Below are 15,875 nucleotides of genomic sequence, written 5' to 3'. Positions count from 1 at the left end.
ATTTTAAAATTTAATATGCAATACTTACCAAATATAATTTTTGCTCTAGCTTTAGCTTTCGGAATTGGTTTTTTTGTGATGAATATTCGCAAATTATCTAGAAATATTAAATTAGGTAAAGATATTGATAGAACCGATAATAAGCCTGAAAGATTAAAAAATATGATAATGATTGCTCTTGGGCAATCTAAAATGGTAAAAAGACCTCTTTCTGGTGTTTTACATATTATTGTTTATGTAGGTTTTATAATTATCAATATAGAAGTTTTAGAGATTATTATAGATGGATTATTTGGTACACATAGAATTTTTAAAGGTGTTTTAGGTGATACTTTTTACGGATTTTTAATTGGTACTTTCGAAATTTTAGCATTTTTAGTTTTTGTGGCCGTAATAATTTTTTGGTTGCGTAGAAATATATCCAATATTCAACGTTTTTTAAGTAAAGAAATGAACGGTTGGCCTAAAAATGATGGAAATTATATTCTGTATTTTGAAATGGTTTTAATGACTCTGTTTCTAGTGATGAATGCAACAGATGTTTCATTTCAACAAACGGGTATTGGTAATGTTATAAGTCAATTTATAGTTCCTCTTTTTGATGGGTTTTCTGAAGAAACTTTGCATACAATAGAAAGAAGTGCTTGGTGGATTCATATTTTAGGTATTTTAGTTTTCTTAAACTATTTATATTACTCTAAGCATTTGCATATTTTATTAGCATTTCCAAACACATATTTTGCCAACTTAAAACCTAAAGGTCAGTTTACAAATTTAGAGTCGGTTACTAAAGAGGTAAAATTAATGATGGATCCAGATGCAGATCCTTACGCAATGCCTGCTGAAGGAGAAGAGGAAGCCGAACCAGAAAAATTTGGGGCTTCTGATGTTGCAGATTTAAATTGGGTTCAATTAATGAATTCTTACACGTGTACAGAGTGTGGTAGATGCACATCTGCTTGTCCTGCAAACCTTACAGGTAAAGAATTATCACCTAGAAACATTATGATGAAAACTCGTGATCGTTTAGAAGAGGTTGGTAGAAATATAGACGCAAATAAAGGAAAGTTTGTTGACGATGGAAAACAATTATTAAACGATTATATAACTCCAGAAGAACTTTGGGCATGTACAAGTTGTAATGCTTGCGTAGAAGAATGTCCTGTAAATATAGATCCTCTTTCTATTATTATAGATATGAGAAGATATTTAGTGATGGAAGAAAGTGCTGCTCCACAAGAATTAAATATGATGATGACTAATGTAGAAAATAACGGAGCACCTTGGCAATATAATCAACAAGATAGATTAAATTGGGCAAACGAAGAATAAACTAATTTTTAATTCATAATTACCAATTACATTAATTGGTAATTTAAATTTATAATTTATGATAGTACCTACAATGGCAGATATGATGGCGCAAGGTAAGCAACCAGAAGTGTTGTTTTGGGTTGGTGCAGCAGGAAGTTATGATGATCGCGCAAAAAAAATATCAAGAGCTTTTGTAAAAATATTGCACCAAGCTAATGTAGATTTTGCTGTTTTAGGTACAGAAGAATCATCTACAGGCGATGCAGCAAAAAGAGCAGGAAATGAGTTTCTGTTTCAAATGCAAGCAATGATGAATATAGAGGTGTTAAATGGCTACGAAATAAAAAAAATTGTTACTTGCGATCCTCATTCTTTTAATACGTTAAAAAATGAATATCCTTCTTTAGGAGGAAAATATGAAGTTTTTCATCATACACAATTCATTCAAAAATTAATATCAGAAGGACGTTTAGATATTAATAACATTACTTTAAAAGGAAAAAAAGTTACATTTCACGATCCTTGTTATTTAGGTAGAGCTAATGATGTTTATGAGTCTCCTAGAGATTTAATTAGAAGGTTAGGTGTAAATTTAGCTGAAATGAAACGTAATAAATCTACAGCACTTTGTTGTGGAGCAGGTGGTGCACAAATGTTTAAAGATGCAGAAAAAGGGACTAAAGAAATTAACGTTTTAAGAACCGAAGATGCTTTAGAAACAAAGCCTAATATTATTGCTACAGGTTGTCCTTATTGTAATACAATGATGACAGACGGAATTAAATTTAAAGAAAAAGAAAAAGAAGTTGTTGTTAAAGATATTGCAGAATTAATTGCTGAAGCTAATAATCTATGATACTAAAGAAATGCCATCTGTAAAAAAAGAACACTTATCAAATGTATATTTAGAGCTTAATGCTTTAAAGTCTGAAAAGGAAAAACTGGAATCTAATATTGTAAATACTGCTACAGAATTAGAAAGTTTAAAGTCTGAAAAACAGATTTTGCAATCTACTATAGAAGATAAAAATTCTAAATTAGAAGCTTTAAAATTAGGTAAAGGTCAGTTAGAATCTAATTTTGTAAAATTAAACTCAGAGTTAGGTGCTTTAAAATCAGAAAAAGAAAAATTACAATCTAGTATTGTTGTTGTAAGTTCAGAACTAGACTCTTTAAGGTCAGAAAAACAAATTTTACAATCTACTATAGAGGATAAAGACTCTAAATTAGAGACTTTAAAGTTAAGTAAAGGTCAGTTAGAGTCTAATCTTGTAAAAGTAAATTCAGAATTAAATACATTAAAATTAGAAAAAGATAAATTAGAGTCTAGCTACGATGCATTAAACTCTGAATTAGGTTCTGTAAAATTAGATAAAATGCAATTGCAAACTAGTTTTATGGATTTAAAAGCGTTATCTAATACTGTAAAAAAGAAAAGTAAAAGAAATAGCGTTATCTTTTTTATAATCTTATTAGTATCTACACTTCTTTTAATATTTGTTTATTTTAACTATTCTAAATCTAAATCAGAACTAAAAACTGTAGAAGAAAAACAGTTTGTATTGTTAGACAGTATAAATAAATTAAAACTAAAATTAGCAACACCAACTCCTGTTATAAAGAATGATACTATACCAGAAGTTACTTATAGTTTACAGTTAGGTATTTTTAAAAATTTAAATATAGATTTTAAAAATATAGAAGATGTAAAGCTTAAAGAAATAAAAACTGATAACGGAAATATTTATCAACTAGGGGCTTTTACTACATACAAAGAAGCTACTTTATTTAAAAATGAAATTAAAAAAATGGGATTAAAAGATGTTTTTTTAGTGCCTTATAATAAAGAAAATAAAAGGATTAGCATAAAAGAAGCTCTAGTTTTAAGTAAAGAAGAAGAGTTTATAGCAAATTAACTTATTGTATAAATGGGTCTTGTAATTTTAATAAAATGTTTGCAAACGAAATAGTTTCTAGTTTTCCGGATATTACAGAAGTAACATTTAAATCAATTAATAAAAAGTATTTAAAAGTTATTTTAATCAATATATTATTATTTTTTTCTGTAGTGCTTATAGGACTTTTTTTAGCAGATTATTTTAGTTTTTTTAATAAAATTAGTTCTTATACCTATTTAATTTACATGGTATTTACTCTTGTATTTATAATTACTTGTTTTATTACATATGTAGGATTTAAAAAAAGAAAATATGCTATTAGAGAAAAAGATGTTTCTTACAAAAGTGGTATTTTCTTTAAAAAAATTACAACGGTTCCTTTTTCTAGAATACAACATATAGAAGTTGATGAAGGTCCGGTTTCTAGGTTTTTTAAATTGGCTTCTTTAAGTGTTTTTACTGCAGGAGATAGTAGTGACGATTTAGAAATAAAAGGAATTACTAAAATAGAAGCATTAGAAATTAAAGAATTTATTACCAAAAAAATTAATGAGTAAAACGTTTGATTTTAGCCAATTTTCTCATCAATCTAAAAAAGGAATTTTAGTAATCTACGGAAACCTTTTGTATAAGTTTATAAAAGTTACTTGGATTTTTCTTTTTATTGTTTTTAAAGATTTTTCTCAATTTACAGATCAGAAATTAATATACATTTATTTAGGTCTTGGCTTTTTTCTGTTATTTTTTCTAATAAGAGCTTATTTAATTTTTATAAACTTTAAGTTTAAAATAGCAGACAATCATTTTATTTTAAAACAAGGAATTTTAAAAAAAACCGATACTTCTATTTCTTTTGATAGAATTCAGAATATTAATTTTAAGCAAAATATTATACAGCAATTAATTAATGTGCATGAAGTAAATATAGAAACAGCAGGTTCTAACAAAACAGAAATTTCTATAAAAGCAATGTCTTTTTTAAAAGCCAAAGCACTTAAAAATCAACTAACAAGTAATAAAATTATAGAAGAAATAGTTGTTGATAAAAGCAAGGAAAAGCCTTTTTTAAAAATTAGCCCTTTAGAATTGTTAAAGATTAGTTTAACAGAAAACCACATACAGAGTTTACTTGTTTTTTTGGCTTTATTGTTTGGTTTGTTTCAGCAACTTCAACAAGTTTTTAAAGGATTTTTAAAAGATAATATTGTTTCAGATTACGTTAGAGAAAGTAGTAGTTCTTTTCAACAAAGTTTATTTCTAATAATAGTATGTGTAATTTTATTAGTTTTTACAGCAATACTAAGTTCTTTTGTAAGAGTATTTTTATTTCATTTTAATTTAAGAGTTTATGTAAAAGATAATGCTTTTGAAATTTATCAGGGTTTATTTACAAAGAAATCGTTTATTCTAAAGAAAGAAAAAATTCAGAATATTACCATTTCTACCAATCCTATAAAAAAGATTTTAGGCATATCATTCATCACCTTTAAACAAGCTGTAAGTGGAAAAGTAAATCAGAAAAAAGAAAAATTAATAAGGATTGTAGGTTGTAAAGAAGCACAAGTAAAAAAGGTTAAAGAGTTGCTTTTTAATTTTGCAGATGTAGATCAATTAGAAAGAAAACAAGTGCATGTATATTTAAAAATAAGAATGTATTTAAGAGTTTTACTTCTTTTATCAATTATAAATTGTGGTTTTTATTTCTTGTTTCATAATGTTGAAATCTATTCTACTAATTTACTTTTAATTCCTTTTTTTTACTTTATCATCAACTTAATTTATAAAAAGAGATTTTATAAAATTAGTGATAAAGTTTTATTAGTTGGCAATGGTAGTATAGAAACACATTTAACTTATTTGCCTTTTTTTAAAGTACAAAACATTAAAATGACACAAACTTTTTTTCAAGAAAGAAATAAGGTTGTAGATTTGGTGTTTCAAACCGCTTCAGGAAAAATTAAGCTTCCTTGTATAGAAAAACAAGAAGCAGTAAAAATTTACAATTATACTTTGTTTAAAGTAGAAAGCAGTAAGAATTTATGGATGTAAAAAGCTATATAAAAGCAGCGCGTTTAAGAACATTACCTTTGTCTGTTTCAGGAATTATTGTGGGTGCTGTTTTGGGTAATCAATCTTTAATATATCAAACCAGTAATAAAACTTCGGTTTTAGAATCTTCAATTTTTTGGTTGGCAATTTTAACAACAATTGGTTTTCAGGTGTTGTCTAATTTTGCAAATGATTATGGAGACGGAATTAAAGGTTCTGATAAAAATAGAACAGGAGAAGCGCGTATGGTTTCATCTGGAGCAATAACACCTAAACAGATGAAATTGGCAATGATAATTACTACAATTATTACTTTAATAATTGCTTTATCATTAATTTATGTGTCTTTTGGTAGCGAAAACTTTGTGTATTCTATTTTGTTTTTTGGCTTAGGTGTAGCTTCAATTGTAGCAGCTATAAAATATACCGTTGGTAAATCTGCTTACGGTTATAGTGGTTTTGGTGATGTTTTTGTATTTGTTTTTTTCGGATTATTAAGCGTTGTTGGTAGTTATTTCTTGTATACAAAACAGATCAATTTTCAAATATTTTTACCCGCAATTTCTATAGGCTTCTTAAGCACAGCAGTTTTAAATTTAAATAATTTAAGAGATAGAGAAGAGGATAAAAAAAATAATAAAAATACTTTAGTTGTAAAATTAGGCATTGATAAAGCTAAAAATTATCATTATTTTCTAATTATATCAGCTTTAATAATTGCATTGTTATTTGTGTTTTTAGATTTTAGAAATAGATATCAATTATTTTTTTTAGTTGCGTTTATTCCGTTAATTAAAAACATAATAACAGTTGCAAAAAACAAGGTTCCGGGAGAGTTAGATGGCGAGTTAAAAAAAGTAGCATTAAGTACGTTTCTTTTTGCAATTCTCTTTTCAATCGGACAAATTTTTTAAAATAATTTATGAAAAGAATAAAAATAATTTTAGCGATTATATCTTTTATTGTAGTCGCTTTTTTGTTAACAGGTATTATTGTAAAAGAAACAACTTATACTGTTAAGGTGTCTGTTAACAAACCGGTAGAAGAAGTTTTTAAAACATTTAATACATCAGGAAATATTAAAAATTGGATTCCCGAAATTAAATCTGTAGAGGTTGTAAACGATAATCCTGGTAAAGTTGGTAGCATTTATAAAATGACTATTGATGCAAATGGTGAAGAAATAATTACTACAGAAAAAGTTTTAGATTTTGTAGAAAATAAAAAGGTAACTTTATTTTTTGATGCAGAAAATATGCTAAAAAAAGATGAGTATCTTTTTACTGAAAATAACGGAATAACTACTGTTACATTAAATGCTAGTTGCCAAAGCGATTCTTATATAATGGCTTGTATGTTTCCTCTTTTTAAGAGCACTTTTGTAAAACAAGACCAATCTTATATGGATAGTTTTAAAGCATTTGTAGAAAAACATTAAAATCTTTTTTTTTGATAAAAGCAAGTTATAAGAAATACATTCTTAATTTTAAAAATCCGAGCGGAACATCACGCGGAATTTTAAGAACAAAAGAAACATGGTTTATCATTTTAGAAAAAAATGGTAAAAAAGGTATTGGAGAAACCGGATTATTTAGAGGTTTAAGTATTGATGATGTTTCTAATTACGAAGAAAAATTAATATGGGTTTGTAACAATATTAATCTTGGTTTAGAAAAATTATTATTAGAGTTGATAGAATTCCCGTCTATTCAATTTGGTTTAGAACAAGCTTTTTTATCATTACAAAGTAAAACAGAGTTTGATTTATTTCCATCAGAATTTACCAAAGGAAATACAGCCATTTCTATAAATGGTTTAATTTGGATGGGAGAAAAACAGTTTATGAAAAATCAAATAAAAGAAAAACTAAAAGCAGGTTTTTCTTGTATTAAAATGAAAATTGGAGCAATTGATTTTGATATTGAAATTGATTTATTAAAATCCATCAGAAAAGAATTTACATCAAAAGAAATAGAATTAAGAGTAGATGCAAACGGAGCTTTTAACCCTAAGAAAGCGTTAGAAAAGTTAAAGGTTTTATCAGAATTAGAACTCCATTCTATAGAGCAACCTATTAAACAAGGTCAAATTCAAGAAATGGCAAGTTTATGTGCAAAAACACCTTTGCCAATTGCTTTAGATGAAGAGTTGATTGGTGTTTTTTCATCAGAAGATAAAAAAGAACTTTTAAAAACTATAAATCCCCAATATATTATTTTAAAACCAAGTTTAATTGGTGGTTTTGCAGGAAGCAAAGAATGGATTAATTTTGCAGAAGCAAACAAAGCTGGTTGGTGGATAACATCTGCATTAGAAAGCAATGTGGGTTTAAATGCAATAGCTCAATTTACAAGTACTTTAAAAAGTAAATTGCCACAAGGCTTAGGTACTGGAGGTTTATTTACAAATAATTTTAATAGTCCGTTAGAGGTTAAAAGCGGATCTTTACATTATAACCCAACAAAAAGTTGGCAATTTAATTTATAATCATGAATTTTATACAACAAGCATTTAAAGGAAGAAATGAGTGGTATCATTGGGTATTAACAATTATGTTAGTTTTTGTTGGTTGGCAAATTATTGGGGTTTTTCCTTTAACTATTGTTGCTTATTTACAAGCAGGTAATACGGCAGAGTTTATGCAAGCTGCACAAGATAGCTTTATGTCTTTAGGTATAGATAAAAATTTGTTTTTATTTTTAATGATTGTTATGTTTATGTTTGGTTTAGCAAGTCTTATTATAGGTGTTAAAGCTATCCATAAAAGAACTTTTACATCATTAGTAACTAGTAGAAATAAAATAGATTTTAAACGTTTTTTCTTCGGATTTTTTACTTGGGGAATTATTTCTGCCATTGTAATTTCTATAGGCATTTATATATCTCCAGAAAATTATGTTTGGAACTTTAATTCGATACCTTTTTTTACATTATTAGCCGTTTCTTTTCTGTTTTTACCGTTTCAAACTTCGTTTGAAGAATTACTTTTTAGAGGTTATTTTATGCAAGGTTTGGGTATTATAGCAAAAAATAGATGGTTGCCATTAATTGTAACTTCTGTCTGTTTTGGTTTGTTACATGGCGCAAATCCAGAAGTAGAAAAGTTAGGTTATATTTCTATGGTTTTTTACATTGGTACAGGTTTATTTTACGGAATAACTACTTTAATGGATGAAGGAACCGAATTAGCATTGGGCTTACATGCTATAAATAATATTGTTGCTGCTTTTTTTGTAACTACAGATTGGACCGTTTTTCAAACGGATGCTTTATATGTAGATACCTCAGAACCATCTGTTCGATGGGAAATGTTTTTTCCGGTTTTAGTTTTATATCCATTAATGTTGTTATTATTTTCTAAAAAATATGGATGGAAAAATTGGTTAGAAAAATTGACTGGTAAAATAGAAAAGCCTTTAACAATTAAAGAAAATGATACTTTTTTAAATGAATTGGGAGCAAAATAAATTTCATAAAGAATTTAAATTAAACGGATTTTCATTTTCTTCTGTCGATGAAATTTTAGCTTATACAAAAGACTTTTCTAATGAAATTTACCAATTTTTAAAAGATTGGTTTTCATCAGAAGAATTTATTTTGGTACAAACTTCTGGTTCTACAGGAATTCCTAAAAAAATAAAATTACAAAAAAAGCAGATGATCAATTCTGCAGAAGCAACAGGTAGTTTTTTTGATATCAAAGAAAAAACAACAGCATTATTATGTTTGTCTGTTAATTATATTGCAGGTAAAATGATGTTGGTAAGAGCCTTAACTTTAGGTTGGCATTTAGATGTTGTAGCTGCCACTTCTTTTCCTTTAGAAGAAACAAATAAAAAGTATGATTTTTCTGCAATGGTGCCTTTGCAGTTAGAAAACTCTATAAACCATCTTTATAAGGTTAAAAAACTAATTGTTGGCGGTGGTGTAGTTTCTGCTTTATTAAGAAAAAAAATACAGAAATCTAGTTGTGTTATTTATGCAACTTACGGCATGACGGAAACAATTACTCATATTGCCATTAAACAATTAAATCAAATTACTATTTATCCTAATTTTTATAAAGTATTACAGAATGTAACAATTTATAAAGATGTAAGAAACTGTTTGGTAATTAGAGCTCCTAAAGTTTCTAATGAAGTTGTTTTTACTAATGATATTGTGCGTTTAGTTTCTGATACTGAGTTTGAGTGGTTAGGTCGTTTTGATAATGTAATTAATTCTGGAGGAATAAAATTACATCCAGAAAAGATTGAAGAAAAGATTTCTAGAGTAATAGAAAATAGGTTTTTTGTTATTGGTGTTTCTGATAAAAAATTGGGAGAGAAATTAATTTTAATTGTAGAAGGAGTTCATCAATCTATAGATTTAAAAAGTGCAGAATTATCAAAGTTTGAAGTGCCTAAAGAAATCTATTTTATTGATAAATTTATAGAAACAGAAACAAAAAAAATCCAACGTAAAAAAACATTGGATTTAATATCTATTTTATAAAATACAATTTTTACATTTCCATTGAGTGATATACGTTTTGTACATCATCATCTTCTTCTAATCTTTCTAAAAGTTTTTCTACATCTGCCTGTTGTTCTTCATTTAACTTAGTAGTAGTTGTAGGTATTCTCTCAAAACCAGAAGATAAAATTTCTATACTATTCTCTTCAAAGAAAGATTGTAATGCTCCAAATTGCTCAAAAGGAGCGTAAATAATTACACCTTCTTCATCATCAAAAACTTCTTCTACTTCAAAGTCTATTAATTCTAGTTCTAATTCTTCCATATCCATAGTAATATCTTCCTTTTTTAAGGTAAAATTACAAGTATGGTCAAACATAAAAACAACAGAACCAGAAGTTCCTAAATTTCCATCACATTTATTAAAAGCAGCTCTTACGTTGGCTACAGTTCTATTATTATTGTCTGTTGCAGTTTCTAACAAAACAGCAATTCCGTGCGGAGCATAACCTTCAAATAATACTTCTTTATAGTTAGCAGTATCTTTGTCTGTTGCCTTTTTTATAGCTCTTTCTACATTGTCTTTAGGCATATTTGCAGCCTTGGCATTTTGTATAACAGCTCTTAAACGAGAGTTTGTGTCTGGGTTTGGTCCGCCTTCTTTAACCGCCATAACAATGTCTTTACCAATTCTAGTAAAAGTCTTTGCCATTGCAGACCAACGTTTCATTTTTCTTGCTTTCCTAAACTCAAATGCTCTACCCATTTCTAAATGATTTTTTTAATATAAAGTATAGCTACAAATGTAAAGGTTTGATTGATTTTTTACAATTTTTTTGAATGCTGATTTTATTAAAAAAATACCTATATATGGGTATTGTGAGGAGAAGGAGTTGTTTGTACTTTTAAAGAGTAATTTTAAATACTTTTTATAAGAAAAAGTTAAGAAGAGATAAAAAAGAAATTGCTATGAAAAAGAAAAATAAAGAATTAAATCTCCCTCAAATTTAGTTTTTTAATACTCCTGAAAAGATTTGATTTTCAGGAGTATTTTTTTGAAGTATTATTTTAAAAGATTAAAAGTTTCTTTAGCTATTTCTAACTCTTCATTAGTTGGTATCACTAAAACTTTTATTTTAGAATTTGCTGTTTGAATTTCTCTAATTTCTTTAGAGCGAATGCTATTTTTTTCTTCATCTAATTCAATGCCTAAAAAATCTAAATTATTACAAGATAATTGTCTCATTAAACTAGAATTTTCACCAATACCAGCAGTAAAAATAATGGCATCTAAACCATTTAAAATAGTAGCATAAGAGCCTATAAACTTCTTAATTCTATAAGCTGCTAAATTTAAGGCGTTTATACAATCTTTGTTACCTTTACTAGCATTTTCTTCAATTTCTCTTAAATCAGAAAAGCCAGTTAACCCTTTCATTCCAGATTCTTTTTGTAATAAACTATTAACTTCATCTGCTGTTTTATTTAATTTTTTCATTAAAAAGAAAACTACAGAATGATCAATATCTCCAGATCTGGTTCCCATAATTAAACCGTTAGTAGGAGAGAAGCCCATAGAAGTATCAATACATTTACCGTCTTTTACAGCCGCCATACTACAACCATTACCTAAGTGAATGGTAATTATTTTTGATGTTTCTTGTTTTAAATGTTCTATTGCTTTTTCTGAAACATATTTATGACTAGAACCATGAAAACCGTAAGCTCTTACTTTATTTTCTTTTAAATATTTATTTGGTATTGCATATTGATAAGCTTCTTGTGGCATTGTTTGATGAAAAGCAGTATCAAACACAACAGCTTGTTTTGCAGAAGTAAAAATAGCTTCAGCAACTTCTATACCTGTTAAATGTGCAGGATTGTGTAAAGGTGCTAAATCAAATAAATCTTTTATATTTTCTTTTACTTTTTCTGTAACTAAAACAGTACCATTATATCTACTACCACCATGCACAACTCTGTGGCCAATAGCTACAATTTGATCAACAGAAGTAATTACACCCAATTCTGTATCTAATAAGGCTTCAGCTACTTTTTTTAATCCTACTTCGTGGTTTAAAATAGGTAGAACTTCAGAGTGTTTTTTATCTCCTTTTTCATGTGTAAAAATAGCATCTTGCATACCAATTCTTTCTACTAAACCAACACATTTTACAATTTGTGATGGCATTTCTATTAGTTGGTATTTTAAAGATGATGAGCCTGCGTTTAAAATTAAAATATTCATGTTATCCTTGGTGTGCTTGTATTGCTGTTAATAAAACTGTGTTAAAAATATCATCTACTGTACAACCTCTACTTAGGTCGTTTACAGGTTTGTTTAAACCTTGTAACATTGGGCCAATAGCTAAGGCACCAGTTTCTCTTTGTATTGCTTTGTAGGTGTTGTTTCCTGTATTTAAATCTGGAAAAATTAAAACAGATGCCTGACCAGCAACCTCAGAGTTTGGCATTTTTGTTTTTGCTACAGACATATCTACAGCAGCATCATATTGTATTGGACCTTCAATTTTTAAATTTGGTTGTTTTTCTTTTACAATTTCTGTTGCTTTTCTTACTTTTTCTACTTCTTCTCCTTTTCCAGAATTTCCAGAAGAATAAGATAACATTGCAACTCTTGCATCAATACCAAAAGCCTCTGCAGATTGAGCAGAAGAAATAGCTATTTCTGCTAATTGAGCTGCATTAGGATTTGGGTTTACAGCACAATCTCCCATTACGGAAACTCTATCTGATAAACACATAAAAAATACAGATGATACTACAGAAACACCAGGTTTTGTTTTAATTAATTGTAATGATGGTTTTATTGTGTGCATTGTAGTGTGTACTGCGCCCGAAACCATTCCGTCTGCCAATCCATTCATAATCATTAAAGTTCCGTAATAAGAAACATCACTTACAAGGTCTTGAGCAGTTGTTTCTGTCATTCCTTTGTGTTTACGTGCTTCGTATAATGTTTTTGCAAAATCTTTATTATGAATAGAATCTTCTGGATTTAAGATATTAATTTTATCTAAATCTATTTGTAAACCTATTTGGTCGCATTTTAATTGTATGGCAGCTTTATCACCTAATAATGTTAAATCTACAATGTCTAAAAGTTGTAAACGTGCAGCGGCAGCAATAATTCTTTCATCATCACCTTCTGGTAATACAATATGTTTTTTATTAGTTCTTGCTCTTTGCAATAAACTATATTGAAACATACTTGGTGTTAATTTATCTGATTTGTATGATGTAAGTGTATTTGTTAAGACTTCTGCATTTACATATTTATCAAAAGTATCTAATGATAATAAAATCTTTTTGTTATGTGTAGCGTAAATTTTAGATTTTACAGAGCCAATTTTATTAGAAATACCAAAAGTACCTCCATCAACAGAAATAATTGGTACAGTAGATTGTACACCTTCTATAAGTTTTAAAATAGATTCTTCAGGAATAATAGTTCCTGTTAAAATAATACCTGCAATTTTAGGGTAATTACTAGAAGCGTTTGCCTGTAAAGCACCTAAAATAATATCAGCTCTATCACCAGGAGTTACTACTAATGCATTTTCTTTTAATCTTGTTAAATAATTACGTAATTGCATTGCACCTGTACTGTAACTACCAATAGCGTTATCTAAAAATTGTTCACCAAATAAAACTCTTCCTTTTAAGGCTTGTACTACTTCTTTAACAGTAGGATTTGCTAAAAAGTCTATTTTAGGAATGATGTCTATTTGTAAGTTTTTTGGAAAACTTTTTTCTAACTCTTTTTTAATGTAATCAATTTCATCAAGCTCTATTTTGTTGGCAATAATACCAATAACATCTACTTCTTTATTAATAAAAGATTTATATGTTAATTGCATTGTATTGATAAAATCTTTTTTCTTTTTACCATTACCAGAACCAACTATTAGAGCAGGTATACCAAGGTTTTTGGCAATCATTAAATTTACATCTAATTCTGTAAAACCACCTTCACCAGAAAAATCTGTACCTTCTACCAATACATAATCGTATTTAGCTTCTAATTTTTTGTATTTTTTAATTACTTGATGAATTACATCATCTGTTTTACCTTCACTTAAAAGCTCTACTACTTCGCTTTGTTTATATGCATAACAATCGTTATAATCGATGTCTAAGTTAAAGAAGTTAATTGCAGTATTTGTATGGTTATCAAATTTAATGTCGTCTGTTTCATTAATAATAGGTCTAAAATATCCGACTTTAGTAGATTTGGTTAGCATCATTCTTAAAAGACCTAATGATACCAAAGATTTACCACTGTCTGATTCTATTGCGGCAATGTAGATAGCTTTACTCATTTTTAATTAATTATTTTAGCAAAAATATAGTTTAAAAAAACTATTTATTATGATAATAGTCAGTTGTTTTAACAGAGATATTATGTTTTTAATTTAAATTTTAGACTTGTAAAACACCCATATTAAATTGTTTTTTAATAGGTGCGTGGTTAGCAGCTTCAATACCCATAGAAACCCAAGTTCTAGTATCCAGCGGGTTTATAATAGCATCGGTCCAGATTCTTGCAGCCGCATAGTAAGGTGAAATCTGTTTGTCGTAACGAGATTTAATTTTGTCAAATAATTCTGCTTCTTTTTCTGGAGTAATTTCTTCTCCTTTCTTTTTTAGAGATGCCGTTTCTATTTGTAATAATACTTTGGCTGCAGAGTTACCACTCATTACAGCTAGTTCTGCACTTGGCCAAGCAGCAATTAAAGTTGGGTCGTATGCTTTACCACACATAGCATAGTTACCTGCACCATAAGAATTACCTATTATTATGGTAAATTTAGGCACAACAGAATTGCTAACAGCATTTACCATTTTTGCTCCATCTTTTATAATGCCTCCATGTTCTGATTTAGAACCAACCATAAAACCAGTAACATCTTGTAAGAAAACTAAAGGTATTTTTTTCTGATTACAATTGGCAATAAATCTAGTTGCCTTGTCTGCAGAGTCGTTATAAATTACTCCACCAAATTGCATTTCGCCTTTTTTAGTTTTTACTAATTTACGTTGATTTGCAATAATACCAACAGCCCAACCATCAATCCTGGCATAACCAGTAATAATAGTTTGCCCATAACCTTCTTTATATTGTTCAAAATCAGAGTTATCTACCAAACGCTTAATGATTTCTAACATATCATATTGCGCATTTCTTTCTTTTGGTAAAATGCCAAAAATTTCATCTTCATTTTCCTTTGGAGGAAATGAAGTTGTTCTACTAAAACCAGCTTTATCATAATCACCAATTTTATCAACAATAAATTTTATTTTATCTAAGGCATCTTTATCATCTTTTGCTTTGTAGTCTGTTACACCAGAAATTTCGCAATGTGTTGTTGCGCCACCTAAAGTTTCATTGTCAATAGATTCGCCAATTGCAGCTTTTACCAAATAACTACCTGCTAAAAAGATACTAGCTGTTTTGTCTACAATAATCGCTTCATCGCTCATAATTGGTAAATATGCACCACCTGCTACACAGCTTCCCATAACAGCAGAAATTTGAGTAATTCCCATGCTGCTCATTATAGCATTATTTCTAAAAATACGACCAAAATGTTCTTTATCAGGGAAAATTTCATCTTGCATTGGCAGATAAACACCCGCAGAATCTACTAAGTAAATGATAGGTATTTTATTTTCTATGGATATTTCTTGAGCTCTTAAGTTTTTTTTGCCGGTAATAGGAAACCAAGCGCCTGCTTTTACGGTTGCATCATTAGCAACAACAATACATTGTTTGCCTTTTATATAACCAATTTTTACAACAACACCACCGGAAGGGCAACCTCCATGTTCTACATACATACCCTCACCAGCAAAAGCTCCAATCTCAATCGATTTCTTGTCAGAATCTAACAAATAATCAATACGTTCTCTTGCGGTCATTTTACCTTTTTCGTGATGTTTATCTATTCTTTTTTGACCACCACCTAATTTTATTTTTGCAAAGCGTCTTCGTAAATCTGATGCAAGTAATTTGTTATAATCTTCGTTTTTATTGAAGTTTAAATCCATAGAGTTGCCTTTCTTAATTTTGTGCTAAATTAAGAAATATTCTTTTGATAGAATTGATTAAAAAAAAGGGACTATTTTACGATAAAT

14 protein-coding genes are annotated in these 15,875 nt (G+C 28.4%); 10 read left to right on the top strand and 4 right to left on the bottom strand.

The window, feature by feature from the left end; translation table 11 throughout:
• Window positions 1-15: 15 nt before the first annotated feature.
• From KI686_RS03480 to KI686_RS03435, 10 genes are read left to right on the top strand one after another with little or no spacing between them, the layout of a single operon-like run.
• Window positions 16-1,332 (top strand): 4Fe-4S dicluster domain-containing protein, encoded by a 1,317-nt coding sequence (locus KI686_RS03480; RefSeq protein ID WP_237587881.1) that lies wholly within the window; start codon window positions 16-18, stop codon window positions 1,330-1,332.
• Window positions 1,333-1,390: 58 nt separating this feature from the next.
• Complete coding sequence (locus tag KI686_RS03475) at window positions 1,391-2,170, top strand: (Fe-S)-binding protein (RefSeq protein WP_237587880.1); 780 nt, start codon at window positions 1,391-1,393, stop codon at window positions 2,168-2,170.
• A 10-nt stretch (window positions 2,171-2,180) separates the two neighbouring features.
• Window positions 2,181-3,230 carry a hypothetical protein gene (locus KI686_RS03470; protein WP_237587879.1) on the top strand — a complete coding sequence of 350 codons (1,050 nt, stop codon included), beginning with the start codon at window positions 2,181-2,183 and terminating at the stop codon, window positions 3,228-3,230.
• 35 nt (window positions 3,231-3,265) lie between these two features.
• Window positions 3,266-3,769 carry a PH domain-containing protein gene (locus tag KI686_RS03465; protein ID WP_237587878.1) on the top strand — a complete coding sequence of 168 codons (504 nt, stop codon included), beginning with the start codon at window positions 3,266-3,268 and terminating at the stop codon, window positions 3,767-3,769.
• Window positions 3,762-5,261 (top strand): PH domain-containing protein, encoded by a 1,500-nt coding sequence (locus KI686_RS03460; RefSeq protein ID WP_237587877.1) that lies wholly within the window; start codon window positions 3,762-3,764, stop codon window positions 5,259-5,261. Before KI686_RS03465 ends, KI686_RS03460 begins: the two co-directional genes overlap by 8 nt.
• Complete coding sequence (menA, locus tag KI686_RS03455) at window positions 5,252-6,175, top strand: 1,4-dihydroxy-2-naphthoate octaprenyltransferase (RefSeq protein ID WP_237587876.1); 924 nt, start codon at window positions 5,252-5,254, stop codon at window positions 6,173-6,175. Before KI686_RS03460 ends, menA begins: the two co-directional genes overlap by 10 nt.
• A gap of 8 nt (window positions 6,176-6,183) precedes the next feature.
• Window positions 6,184-6,699, top strand: a complete 516-nt coding sequence (locus KI686_RS03450) for an SRPBCC family protein (protein WP_237587875.1) — start codon at window positions 6,184-6,186, stop codon at window positions 6,697-6,699.
• Between the two features lie 11 nt (window positions 6,700-6,710).
• Window positions 6,711-7,748, top strand: coding sequence for an o-succinylbenzoate synthase (locus KI686_RS03445; RefSeq protein ID WP_237587874.1), 1,038 nt, complete (start codon window positions 6,711-6,713; stop codon window positions 7,746-7,748).
• Window positions 7,749-7,750: 2 nt separating this feature from the next.
• Entirely contained in the window at window positions 7,751-8,728 is a 978-nt protein-coding gene (locus tag KI686_RS03440; protein ID WP_237587873.1) for a CPBP family intramembrane glutamic endopeptidase, read from the top strand.
• The gene (locus KI686_RS03435; protein WP_237587872.1) at window positions 8,709-9,755 is read left to right on the top strand and encodes an AMP-binding protein; all 1,047 of its coding nucleotides are present in this window, start codon (window positions 8,709-8,711) and stop codon (window positions 9,753-9,755) included. The genes KI686_RS03440 and KI686_RS03435 overlap by 20 nt, the downstream gene beginning before the upstream one ends.
• Window positions 9,756-9,765: 10 nt before the next feature.
• Here the strand turns inward: KI686_RS03435 and KI686_RS03430 are convergent, their stop codons facing one another.
• The 4 genes from KI686_RS03430 to KI686_RS03415 form a co-directional block, all read right to left on the bottom strand.
• A complete protein-coding gene (locus tag KI686_RS03430; protein ID WP_237587871.1) occupies window positions 9,766-10,482 on the bottom strand; it encodes a YebC/PmpR family DNA-binding transcriptional regulator in 717 nt (238 codons plus the stop codon).
• Between the two features lie 297 nt (window positions 10,483-10,779).
• The gene (locus KI686_RS03425) at window positions 10,780-11,964 is read right to left on the bottom strand and encodes an acetate/propionate family kinase (RefSeq protein WP_237587870.1); all 1,185 of its coding nucleotides are present in this window, start codon (window positions 11,962-11,964) and stop codon (window positions 10,780-10,782) included.
• 1 nt (window position 11,965) lies between these two features.
• Window positions 11,966-14,059 carry a phosphate acetyltransferase gene (gene pta, locus KI686_RS03420; protein ID WP_237587869.1) on the bottom strand — a complete coding sequence of 698 codons (2,094 nt, stop codon included), beginning with the start codon at window positions 14,057-14,059 and terminating at the stop codon, window positions 11,966-11,968.
• A gap of 100 nt (window positions 14,060-14,159) precedes the next feature.
• Window positions 14,160-15,788: an acyl-CoA carboxylase subunit beta gene (locus KI686_RS03415; protein ID WP_237587868.1), complete on the bottom strand. Its 1,629-nt coding sequence runs from the start codon at window positions 15,786-15,788 to the stop codon at window positions 14,160-14,162.
• Between the last annotated feature and the right edge of the window lie 87 nt (window positions 15,789-15,875).

Origin of the sequence: Polaribacter sargassicola, assembly GCF_021991835.1 — a bacterium.
Taxonomy (GTDB): Bacteria; Bacteroidota; Bacteroidia; order Flavobacteriales; family Flavobacteriaceae; genus Polaribacter; species Polaribacter sargassicola.
This window is presented reverse-complemented; position numbering and strand designations above follow the sequence as displayed.

Coding starts and splice junctions, on each gene's coding strand:
- KI686_RS03450 (WP_237587875.1), top strand. CDS start 6,184: ATGAAAAGAATAAAAATAATTTTAGCGATTATATCTTTTATTGTAGTC.
- menA (WP_237587876.1), top strand. CDS start 5,252: ATGGATGTAAAAAGCTATATAAAAGCAGCGCGTTTAAGAACATTACCT.
- KI686_RS03440 (WP_237587873.1), top strand. CDS start 7,751: ATGAATTTTATACAACAAGCATTTAAAGGAAGAAATGAGTGGTATCAT.
- KI686_RS03460 (WP_237587877.1), top strand. CDS start 3,762: ATGAGTAAAACGTTTGATTTTAGCCAATTTTCTCATCAATCTAAAAAA.
- KI686_RS03415 (WP_237587868.1), bottom strand. CDS start 15,788: ATGGATTTAAACTTCAATAAAAACGAAGATTATAACAAATTACTTGCA.
- pta (WP_237587869.1), bottom strand. CDS start 14,059: ATGAGTAAAGCTATCTACATTGCCGCAATAGAATCAGACAGTGGTAAA.
- KI686_RS03430 (WP_237587871.1), bottom strand. CDS start 10,482: ATGGGTAGAGCATTTGAGTTTAGGAAAGCAAGAAAAATGAAACGTTGG.
- KI686_RS03470 (WP_237587879.1), top strand. CDS start 2,181: ATGCCATCTGTAAAAAAAGAACACTTATCAAATGTATATTTAGAGCTT.
- KI686_RS03435 (WP_237587872.1), top strand. CDS start 8,709: ATGAATTGGGAGCAAAATAAATTTCATAAAGAATTTAAATTAAACGGA.
- KI686_RS03480 (WP_237587881.1), top strand. CDS start 16: ATGCAATACTTACCAAATATAATTTTTGCTCTAGCTTTAGCTTTCGGA.
- KI686_RS03475 (WP_237587880.1), top strand. CDS start 1,391: ATGATAGTACCTACAATGGCAGATATGATGGCGCAAGGTAAGCAACCA.
- KI686_RS03425 (WP_237587870.1), bottom strand. CDS start 11,964: ATGAATATTTTAATTTTAAACGCAGGCTCATCATCTTTAAAATACCAA.
- KI686_RS03465 (WP_237587878.1), top strand. CDS start 3,266: ATGTTTGCAAACGAAATAGTTTCTAGTTTTCCGGATATTACAGAAGTA.